Raw genomic sequence first — 10,000 nt, forward strand, 5'->3', positions numbered from 1 at the left:
CAGAGCTGAACGCCGTGTTGAGCGACACCGGAGAACCCATCCACCTTTTTGAACGCACCCGCCTGTGGGACGCCGTGGCCTGGCCCGCCGCCGCCAGAGGCTTTTTTGCCTTCCGCCCGGTGATTGCGCACCTTATGGCGCTGACGGACCCCGGCGGGTTTCAGGGCAGACCCTGAGAGGGAGAGCAGGTATGGACGCGACTCTGTCGAAACTGGACGCCCGCTGGGTGATGGCGCTTACCCTTGCCGGAGGCCTGCCGTTCATAACGGCGGTCCTCATGGCCGCCCTTGGCGTACGCCTTCTCACCCTGAGCGGACCGGATATCGCCATCACCTATGGGGCAGTGATTGCGTCCTTTCTCTGCGGGCTGCACTGGGGCCTTGTGCTGGGGGGACGGGCTCAGGCGACGTGGCTTCTGATCCTGAGTAACGTCCTTTGCCTTTTGGCATGGGCAGGTGCGCTGCTGGCCCTGTCCGGGTGGCCAAAGGCCGCCTTAACCCTCCAGACTGCCGTCTTCCTAAGTTTGCTGGCGGTCGATCATGTCCTGATGCGCCGGGGTTGGCTGTCGGCGGCTTTCTTCCGGCTGCGCGTGGTCATTACCTGTGTGGTCGTTGCGTGTTTAATTGGGGTCGCCGCCCTCACCTGAGCCTCAGCCCGCGCGCCGTAAGGGGGTGCCGGAGCGGCCCGGGGCCTGAGTCTGACGCAGATATTTGATGAGCATAATCCCCGCAAAACTGGCGGGCAGGTTCGCCGCGAACACCAGCGCCTCAAGACGCACCAACGGCCCGGCCAGCAGACGTTCTGCCGCATAAAGCTGAGGGTCTTCAAGGCGAGGCAGGGCCTCACGACAAAACCGCTCCAGCCCCTCTTTTAGCCGAATGTCCCCCATACCAGCGACACGCTCAGTAAGGCGTCTGTGTCTCTCGGCCGGGGTATCTTCTCCTCTGCCTGCCCCGGACATGCGTTCGCGCAAGGTTTTGACAGCCACAGACAGCCCCTCATTCAGAGCCTCTGGCATCAGCCGCCGTCCGATATTGAACTGCCGGAAACTGCCCGATCGCGCCAGCACCCTAAGGTCAGCAGGCCGCAGCCCGCCCCCCAGATGCACCTCAACACCGTGACGATTGAGATAGCGCCCCAGACTGAGCACGTGCGATAAGGCATCAAAGGCCCGGTCGATATCGGGACTGCGCAGGCTGGCCGCCAGATGCGACATATCCAGCTCCACGGTAAACAAGCCGTAGCGCAGGGCCTGCTCCGCAGCCTCAAGCGTCGGCTCCAGCGTGACAAACAGCGCACAGTCGCTGTCCTTCAGCGTCTTCTGGACCTTCTGGATATGGCCTATATGGGATTTGAGGAAGAGGCTGGTGCTCGTCCATTGCGCGACCTTCGCTTCACGCCCCAAATAGATACGGTCGGCCTTAAGGCGACGCGCGCGCTCCACGTGATCGAACGCCGTCGTCACCCGCAAGCAGAAGTCTCTCTGCCGTTCGCCACAAACGTCCGCCACGCGCGCCAGATCGTCATCCGAGATCAGGCCATGATCAGAAGTCAGGTGTATCATCACCCCTTCGGCCCCGCCTTCGATCACGCGGTCCGCCAGGTGCGACAGGTCAACGGTTTCGCCGATGCCGAGCCCCGGCAGAAGCGCCGCACTTTCAAGACTAACGGCCAGTCGGGGGCCAGTCTTAGATCCCAACATCAAAACCTCCGTACACCACGCACTACGCACCCCCGTTGCGATTCAACTGGTTTACGTCTGGGTGCAGGGGTCCGATGACGGCCAAAATGTCGCAGGGCACGGAGGCCTTCTTGCGCGCCTTGCGCATCCATCACCACCTGTGAAACGTAGACCACCTGAAACCGGTGCCCGTTGATGTCCGCAAAACCACCCCACCTGAGACCCTCTGCCATGCCGGCCGGGCCTGCCTCGCGCCTGTTCGCGCTGGGGGGTCTGGCGGCGTCCGGCCTTGGCCACGTGGTCAAAGAAAGCGCCAGACAAATGTCGCGCGGACAAAAGCCCGACCTCGCCAGCCTGTTGTTTGATGAAACCAACGGCCTGCGCATGGCCGATCAGCTGGCGCGGATGCGCGGCGCGGCCATGAAGGTGGGACAGATTCTGTCGATGGACAGCGGCGACATCCTGCCGCCCGCCTTCACTCAGGCGCTCAGCCGTCTGCAACAGGAGGCCCACATCATGCCGCGCGACCAACTGGAGCGCGTCTTGCGCGGCGCGTGGGGCGATGACTGGCGACAACATTTCGTGCGTTTTGACCTGACACCCTTTGCGGCGGCCTCGATTGGTCAGGTGCACCGCGCGCAACTGAAAAGCGGCGAGGTTCTGGCCATCAAGGTGCAGTTCCCGAACGTAACGAAAACCATAGATTCCGACGTCGCCAATATTGCCGGGCTCCTGAAACTGCTGGGCGTGGCGCAGAAGGTGAAGGACCTGCCGGACCTGATCGAGACGGCGCGCGTACAGTTGCACGAAGAGGCGGATTACCTGCGTGAAGCCGCGCACATGGCACGCTATGCCGACGCCCTGTCCGACGACCAGACCTTTGTGGTGCCGCGTACTCATGCGCCGCTTCTGCGTCCCAACATCCTGCCGATGGATTTCGTCGAGGGCGAGCCGGTCGAGACGCTCACACACGCCCCCACCGCCACACGCAATCAGGTGATGGAGACGCTGTTTGGTCTGGTGCTGCGCGAGCTGTTTGACCTCAGGCTGATGCAGACCGACCCCAACTTCGCCAATTTCAAATGGCGGCCGCAAACGGGACAGGTGGTGCTTCTTGATTTCGGTGCCACGCGCACTGTCCCTGAGACTACTGTCGAGGCCTATCGCACCCTGATGCAGGCGGGCCTCAACGAAGACCGCGAGGGGCTGATCGTCGGCTTAAGCGAGATCGGGGCGGTCAATGAGGCCGTCCTGACCGCCCACCGCGCGCGCCTGAACGCCATGCTCGACATCATGATCCAGCACCTGCGGCGGCCGCTGCTCGATCTGGCGGATCGCCATTTCGTACCCCTGATCCGTGAAAAGGCGCACGAAATTGCTATGGATCAGACGACCTGGCAAAGCCCGCCGGCGGATACCCTGTTCGTGCAGCGCAAGCTCAGCGGCATGGCGCTTCTGGGGGTGCGCATGCGTGCGACTATCCCTCTGAGAGCTATGGTCGCGCAGGCTATAGCCTGAGAAATGCCCCTTTCTGAGCGGGTATTTTAATGCCGCACGCCTGGCGAGATAACCCAAGGTGCGCAGCCTGTGATTTTATATCATATTTAAAACTTCATTCACCCATCACGTAAGCGTCGTACAGCGTCCCTAGTCAGACCCCATTCCATTCATGTTTTGGGGACAAAGACATGCTCGCCTTCCATCTGCGTTCGCTGCGCGCCACCGCCTCCTTGTGGCCGCTCCTGCCCACCGCGCTCCTGCTGGCTCCGGCGGTTGCGGCACACGCACAGACTCAGCCTGTTGCCCAAGAGACGCAGGAAGTCATCGTCACCGGCACCCGTGAAAAGGGTCGCACCAAATACGAGAGCCTGACCCCCGTCGATGTCATCTCGGCGAAGGCGGTTCAGGACGGCGCGTCGGCGGAACTGGCCGACAATCTGGCGCAGGTCATCCCGTCGCTTCAGGTACTGAAACTGCCGTCGTCGGACGGTCTGCAATTCATCCGCCCGGCGCGTCTGCGCGGCCTGTCGTCGGATCAGACGCTCGTTCTGGTCAATGGCAAGCGCTTCCACCGTTCGGCCTTTCTGGGCCAGCGCGGGGCGCAGGGGGCCGATCTGAACAAGATTTCGTCCTTGAGCGTCGGTCGCGTCGAAGTGCTGCGCGACGGGGCCTCGGCCCAGTACGGTTCGGACGCCATCGCCGGGGTCATCAATATCCAGTTGGATGAGCGTCCGGGCGTCAACGCCTATGTGCAAGGCTCGCAATATTACGAAGGCGACGGCGAAACCGTGCGCGCCGGTCTGAAGGCCGGAACGCGCTTCGATCAGGGCTTTTTGACCGCCTCGGTCGAATGGGCCGACGCCAAAATGACCTCGCGCAGCCATCAGCGTCAGGACGCGCTCGACTATATGAAGGCCAATCCGGGCGTCGTTCTGCCCGACCCCGTGCAGCACTGGGGTGCGCCGGACAGCAAGAGCTATAATCTGGCGCTCAACGGCGCGTTCAATCTGGGCTTTGCCGAAGCCTATGGCTTCGCCACGGCGGCCAAGGGCGAAGGCATCAACGATATCAACTGGCGCATCCCCTCGGCCACGTCGAACGCCAGCGTCTATAAGACCGTAGCCAGCTTCCCCGGCTGGGATCTGAAATCGGTCTATCCGCTGGGCTTCACGCCGCGCGAACAGGCCAAGTATCAGGACTATCAGGCCGTGGGTGGCGTGCGCCACACCGGCGACGTCTTCAGCTGGGACCTGTCGGCCTCGGTCGGTGAAAACGAGACCAAATTCTACCTCTATAACTCGATCAACGCTTCGCTGGGCCCGTCTTCACCGTTCGACTTCTTCCTCGGCACCCAGACCCAGCGCGAAGTCACCGTCAATGCCGATGGCGTCTATCGCCTCGATCTGGGCCTGAGCGAGCCGGTCAATATCGCCTTTGGGGCCGAACACCGCAAGGAAACCTATAAGGTCGGTGCCGGTGACAAGGCCTCCTACGCTGTCGGTGCCGGCGCCAAGGACGGACTCGCCGTCGGCTCCAACGGCTTCCCCGGCTTCTCCGACCTGCAGGCCGGTGAGTGGTCGCAGGACAGCGACGCCGCCTATGTCGATGTCGAAGCCAGGCTGACGCCGGAATGGACGCTGGGCGGTGCGGTGCGCTACGAAGACTTTGACAGCTTCGGCAGCACCACCAATGGAAAGGTCTCGACCCGTTACGAGTTCACGCCCTTCTTCGCGGCGCGCGGCTCGTGGTCCACCGGCTTCCGCGCACCAACGCCGGGTCAGATCAATTCGGTTTCCGTCTCACAGGGTCTGGATACGGTGACGCTGCAAGTGTTCACCAATGGCCGCCTGTCGCCGCTGAACCCGATCGCCGTCAGCAAGGGTGCCAAGCCCCTGCAACCGGAAGAGTCGACCAACAAGAGCGCCGGTTTTGTCTGGCGCACCGATTTCGGCCTGTCGGGCTCATTCGACATGTATCAGATTGAGGTCGATAACCGTCTGGGACAGTCGTCCTCGATCACCTTGACGACGGCCGAAAAGAACGCTCTGGTCGCTCAGGGCTATCCGGCGGCGGCCAGCTTCACCTCGGTCTATTGGTACACCAACGACTACAATACCCGCACCAAGGGTATCGACGTGGTGACCACCTATGTGCGCCCGCTGTGGAATGGCCGTCTGAACCTGACGTTCGCCTATAACAACAACAAGACCTTGATCACCGGCGGGACGCTCAACGCCAACCCGACCACCAAGCGCGTCTTCGAAGAAGGCCTGCCGCAGAACAACGCCACCTTCACCGGCACCTTCCGCAAAGGGGCGTTTGAGTATCAGGTGCGTGCGCGTCACTACGGCGGCTGGACCGACTCGACCGGCAATTCCACCGGCGACATCTTCCAACGCTTCGGCGCGATGAACTTCGTCGATGCCTCGGTACTGTGGGACATGACCGACAAGCTGTCACTGAAGGTTTCCGCGGAAAACCTGTTCGACCAGTATCCGGAAAAGGCCGTCTTCCAGGCGTCGCGCGGCATCGAATATTCGCGTAACGCGCCTTACGATACCTATGGCGGTCAGTACTATGTGCGCCTGAACGCCAAATTTTGATTTAGGCTAAACTACCCTTTGGGGGCAGGTGTGAAAGCCTGCCCCCTTTTCTGTTTTTCGGGAACCCGCCATGCATCGCCGCCACCTTCTGAGCGCCGTCGGAGCGCTGCTGCCCGCCGTCGCTGCCGCGCAATCAGCACCCCCTGCGCTGACACCACCCTTGGGGCCGCAGGACGAGGCGGGCTGGGCGCGCGTGGCTGAGGCCTTTCCGGCACGACCGCAGGGGTTGATCAATCTGGAATACGGGGCCTTTGGTCAGATGCCGCGCGCTGTCGAAGCGGCCTTTGCCCGCTATACGGCGCAGGTTAATCAGGAGGGCGCGGCCTTCACGCGGCGGGGCTTTGTCCCCTACTATCTGAAACTGCGTCAGACGATAGCCACGGCCCTGAACGCCGATGCGTCCGAAATCGCTCTGACGCGCAACGCCACCGAGGCGCTTCAGGCCCTGATCAGCGGTTACAACCGCCTGAAGCCCGGTGATGCGGTTTTGATGGCCGACCACGATTACGACAGCATGCAGACGGCCATGCAGTGGCTGAAAACGCGGCGCGGGGTCGAGGTGGTGCGCTTGGCCCTTCCGCATCCGGCCACGTATCAAAACCTGATCGACGCTTACGAACAGGCTTTGAAGGCCCACCCGGCGATCCGAATGATGCTGCTCACCCCTGTCGGTCACCGCAGCGGTCTGCGCCTGCCCGTGCGCGAGATCATCGCCATGGCGAAAGCGCGCGACGTCGATGCCATAGTCGATAGCGCCCATGCCTGGGGGCAAAGCCCGGTCGATGTACGCGCCGAAGGCTTTGAATTTGCAGGCTTCAACCTGCACAAATGGATCGGCGCACCCGTCGGCGTCGGTGCCCTGTTTATCCGCAAGGACCGGGTGGAGGCCATCGACCCCTATATGGGCGAAAGCGTCAATCCGCGCGATCCGGTTTCCGCCCGTGTTCATACGGGCACGGCCAATTTCGCCGCGCAAATGGCGGCCATAGACGCACTGGAACTGCACACAAAACTAGGCTCCGCAGCGGTCGAAGCCCGTCTGCGTTATCTGCGCGACCTGTGGGCTGAACCGGCGCGCGATCTGAAGACGATCGACATTCTGACGCCTGTCGATCCGCGCCTGCATATCGGCATCACCTCCCTGCGCCTTAAGGCCGATCCGTCGCCCGAAGCACACGCGGCACTGGCCAAACGCCTTCTGGACGCGCACGGCCTGTTCACCGTGACGCGGACAGGACTTGACGGCGGGGCCTGCCTGCGCGTCACGCCGGGCTATAGCTCGACCCCAGCCGATATGGTGCGGTTGCTGGGGGCACTGAGATCCGTGTGAGCCGCTTCCTGCCCGCAAGTTTCAGTGGACAGACGGATACGCTTGAGGCCTAATCCTGCGAACGATTGCACAATCGAGGGGATTAAAATGGGGCCCGATCCGCACAACGCCGCCGCTGCCTGGCAGCACGCCCACCCACTGACCATGGTGCTGATTTCCACTGTGATCTCGCTGATCGTGGTTAGTCTGATCGTGCTGATCCGCTGGGGCGTCAGCTATAAGGCGTGACGCTATCATCCGGAGGGGCCGCGCGGTTTCCTGAAGGACGAATGCGTGCGCTGGGGCGCGATCCTGCTGCCCTATCTGGTGTTGTCGATTGGCTTTAAATTCTTCATCTATGACCTGCATCCGGAATGGAACCGCCCGGAGGTATGGGCCGGATTCGTTATCGTGGCCATTGTGGGCCGCCGCCTGCTGGCGCGTCACCCCTTCATCAAGGCCATGGGTCGTCACATTGATCTGGCCAAAGCGCAGGCCAAGGCGCCCGCCAAGGGCTGAGACGCTTTACGCTTGGGGTTGAGCATAGACCCGCGACAGATGCAAAACACCGACCGCCGCCAGATAGACCGTACCGGCGACAAAGAATATCAGGCTGTAGGAGCCGGTATATTCCAGCACCACGCCTGAAAACAGCGCCATCAGCATAGCCCCCACTGCCCCCGCCGCCCCGCCAAGGCCGACGACGCTGCCGACCACCTCCGGCGGGAAGAGGTCCGACGGCACGGCCAGCAGATTGGCCGAAAAGGCCTGATGAGCCGCTGCCGCTACGGCTACGATCATGACAGACAGCCACAGCCACGGACTGAGCGGCACAGCGACCAGAGGCAGGATAACCAGCGCGCAGGCGAGCATCACGCGGCTGCGCGCCGGCCCGACGCTGAGGCCACGCGCCATCAGCCGCGCCGAGGCCCAGCCGCCGATGATGCTGCCCAAATCGGCCAGCAGAAAAATCAGCAATAACGGCACGCCAAACTGCCGCAAATCCAAGCTGTGGGTGCGATAAAGAAAGTCCGGCAGCCAGAACAGATAGAGCCACCACACGGGCACGGTGAGAAACTTCACCACAATATAGACCCAGGCGCGCCGCGTCCGCAGCACCCGGGCAAGGGTGGACCAACTTGGAGGGATAACAGGCCGCGGTGCATCCGCCGTCTGGGGCCGCTTGTATATTCTGAGCCACAGGATCAGCCAGAGAAAGCTGACGAGGCCGGTGATCAGAAACGCCCCGCGCCAGCCATAGCTTTCGGTGAGCCACGGTACGAGCGCCAGAGTGAGCAGAGCCCCGGAGGCCGAACCGGCGTTAAACAGGCCGATGGCCAGCGCGCGCTCCTGCGGGCGGAACCCCTCGGAAATCGCCTTCAGACGCGCCGGAAAGGTGCCGGATTCACCCACCCCCAGCAGAAAGCGGATCAGGCCAAACTGCGCGGTTGTGGTGGCCACCCCCAGCAATGTGTGCGCCGCTGCCCACAGGGTAAAGGCCCCGACATAGCCCAGCCGCGCGCCGACGCGGTCCATCAGTGGCCCGAAGGTCAGAAACCCCACCACAAAGGCCGCGTGAAAAGCAATCACCACGCCGGAATAGTCGATTTCCGACCAGCCCAGTTCGGCCTGCATCATCGGCTTGAGCAGGCCAAACATCTGACGGTCCATATAGGTCAGGCAGGAGGCCACAAAGATAAGGCCCACGACCCGCCAGGGTCCGCGCCGCGCGCCCGTTTCCATCGTTTCACTGTCCCGTCTTTTGTTTGCCTGATCATGGGCCAAAGACGGGGCCTTGTCACGCACGGGCACGCCACCGCTTATGAGCCGGGCGACAAAGACAGGGTGAAAGGCACGACCGGCAGGCCGCTCTTGCCATAGAGATTGACCGGCGGTGAGCCCTGCCAGGCGTAGCGCACCTGACGCGCGGACGCATCGGCGGGCAGGCGCACGGTATCGCCCTCGACCTGCGCCGAAACGAAGCGGCACTTGCCCGCGGCGTCACACAGCTCAAAGGTCGCCGCCTCGTGCGAGCCGTAGGCGATCAGGCTGCCACCCGTATCGGTAAAGCGCACACGGATACCATCGGCGGTGGCTTCAGCCTTAACCGGCGACGGCGCGCGCAACAGCGGACGGCCATAGGCAACGCGCAGCATCTCAGTGCCCAGACGCGCCCCGACCTCGTCCTTATGCGCCGGGTGGATGTCATAGGAGACGCCGAGGTCGATCAGTACGGCAAGGCCCATATGCGGGTCCTTCGCGACGGTCAGGCGCTGCGCTTCCCGCAGTTTTGCCCAATCATTATCGCTCGGCACAGCGCTGCGCGGCCCATAGCCCGGCAGTTGTGCGATGATCACCGGCAGGGCCGGATCGTGGAAAAACGACCGCCACGAGGCCGCCCAGCCGTCCAGCAGCCCGGCATAGGTCGCCGCCGCGGCTGTATTGGTTTCACCCTGATACCAGGCGATGCCTTTTAGCGCCAAACCGTCGAGCGGGGCGATCATGCCGTTCCACAACATGCTCACGCCGCGCGGTGCGGCCCACGGCACGAAGGGCGGCGGCGTCTTCCAGTTGCGACGCTCCGCCCCGGTCTGATAGCGCCACGGCCCGGACAGATCGAGCGCCGGGGCCCCGCTCAGCTCAAGGCGCAGTTCCCCCGCCTTGCCCATCAGGCCCCCTGCCCCGCGCTCATCCACCACGCGGATGGCGATAAGATTACGCCCCGCCTTGAGAAGCCCAGCCGGCAGGGTGTAGGTGCGCGGTTCACTGCCCAGCAGCGTTGCGCCGACCACCTGACCATTGACCCACACCTGATCGCGCTCATCAATGCGCCCCAGCCGCAGGATGGCGGGTTTGGCCGCCTGTTCCGCCGTCAGCTCGACACTATGGCGATACCACATCAGGCCG

At 63.0% G+C, this 10,000-nt stretch carries 9 protein-coding genes; 6 read left to right on the top strand and 3 right to left on the bottom strand.

Features of this window, described 5'->3' with window-relative positions:
- Positions 1-190: 190 nt before the first annotated feature.
- Positions 191-646, top strand: a complete 456-nt coding sequence (locus LDL37_RS16215) for a DUF3429 domain-containing protein (protein ID WP_290799921.1) — start codon at positions 191-193, stop codon at positions 644-646.
- Positions 647-649: 3 nt separating this feature from the next.
- Here LDL37_RS16215 and LDL37_RS16220 read toward each other — a convergent pair whose 3' ends face one another.
- The gene (locus LDL37_RS16220) at positions 650-1,702 is read right to left on the bottom strand and encodes a pyridoxine 5'-phosphate synthase (protein ID WP_290799922.1); all 1,053 of its coding nucleotides are present in this window, start codon (positions 1,700-1,702) and stop codon (positions 650-652) included.
- 210 nt (positions 1,703-1,912) lie between these two features.
- Here LDL37_RS16220 and LDL37_RS16225 point away from each other — a divergent pair, with 210 nt between their 5' ends.
- The 5 genes from LDL37_RS16225 (at position 1,913) to LDL37_RS16245 (ending at position 7,612) form a co-directional block, all read left to right on the top strand.
- A complete protein-coding gene (locus LDL37_RS16225) occupies positions 1,913-3,199 on the top strand; it encodes an AarF/ABC1/UbiB kinase family protein (protein ID WP_290799924.1) in 1,287 nt (428 codons plus the stop codon).
- 170 nt (positions 3,200-3,369) lie between these two features.
- Positions 3,370-5,784, top strand: a complete 2,415-nt coding sequence (locus LDL37_RS16230) for a TonB-dependent receptor (protein ID WP_290799925.1) — start codon at positions 3,370-3,372, stop codon at positions 5,782-5,784.
- 70 nt (positions 5,785-5,854) lie between these two features.
- The gene (locus LDL37_RS16235; protein ID WP_290799927.1) at positions 5,855-7,114 is read left to right on the top strand and encodes an aminotransferase class V-fold PLP-dependent enzyme; all 1,260 of its coding nucleotides are present in this window, start codon (positions 5,855-5,857) and stop codon (positions 7,112-7,114) included.
- Between the two features lie 87 nt (positions 7,115-7,201).
- Positions 7,202-7,342 carry a hypothetical protein gene (locus tag LDL37_RS16240; RefSeq protein WP_290799929.1) on the top strand — a complete coding sequence of 47 codons (141 nt, stop codon included), beginning with the start codon at positions 7,202-7,204 and terminating at the stop codon, positions 7,340-7,342.
- 45 nt (positions 7,343-7,387) lie between these two features.
- Positions 7,388-7,612 carry a hypothetical protein gene (locus tag LDL37_RS16245; protein WP_290799930.1) on the top strand — a complete coding sequence of 75 codons (225 nt, stop codon included), beginning with the start codon at positions 7,388-7,390 and terminating at the stop codon, positions 7,610-7,612.
- Between the two features lie 6 nt (positions 7,613-7,618).
- Here the strand turns inward: LDL37_RS16245 and LDL37_RS16250 are convergent, their stop codons facing one another.
- Together LDL37_RS16250 and LDL37_RS16255 are read right to left on the bottom strand one after the other, a co-directional pair.
- Positions 7,619-8,800 carry an MFS transporter gene (locus tag LDL37_RS16250; protein ID WP_290799931.1) on the bottom strand — a complete coding sequence of 394 codons (1,182 nt, stop codon included), beginning with the start codon at positions 8,798-8,800 and terminating at the stop codon, positions 7,619-7,621.
- A 113-nt stretch (positions 8,801-8,913) separates the two neighbouring features.
- On the bottom strand, positions 8,914-10,000 hold a 1,087-nt coding region (locus tag LDL37_RS16255), incomplete at its 5' end, for a sialate O-acetylesterase (protein WP_290799932.1).

Origin of the sequence: Asticcacaulis sp. (assembly GCF_020217185.1) — a bacterium.
GTDB lineage: Bacteria > Pseudomonadota > Alphaproteobacteria > Caulobacterales > Caulobacteraceae > Asticcacaulis.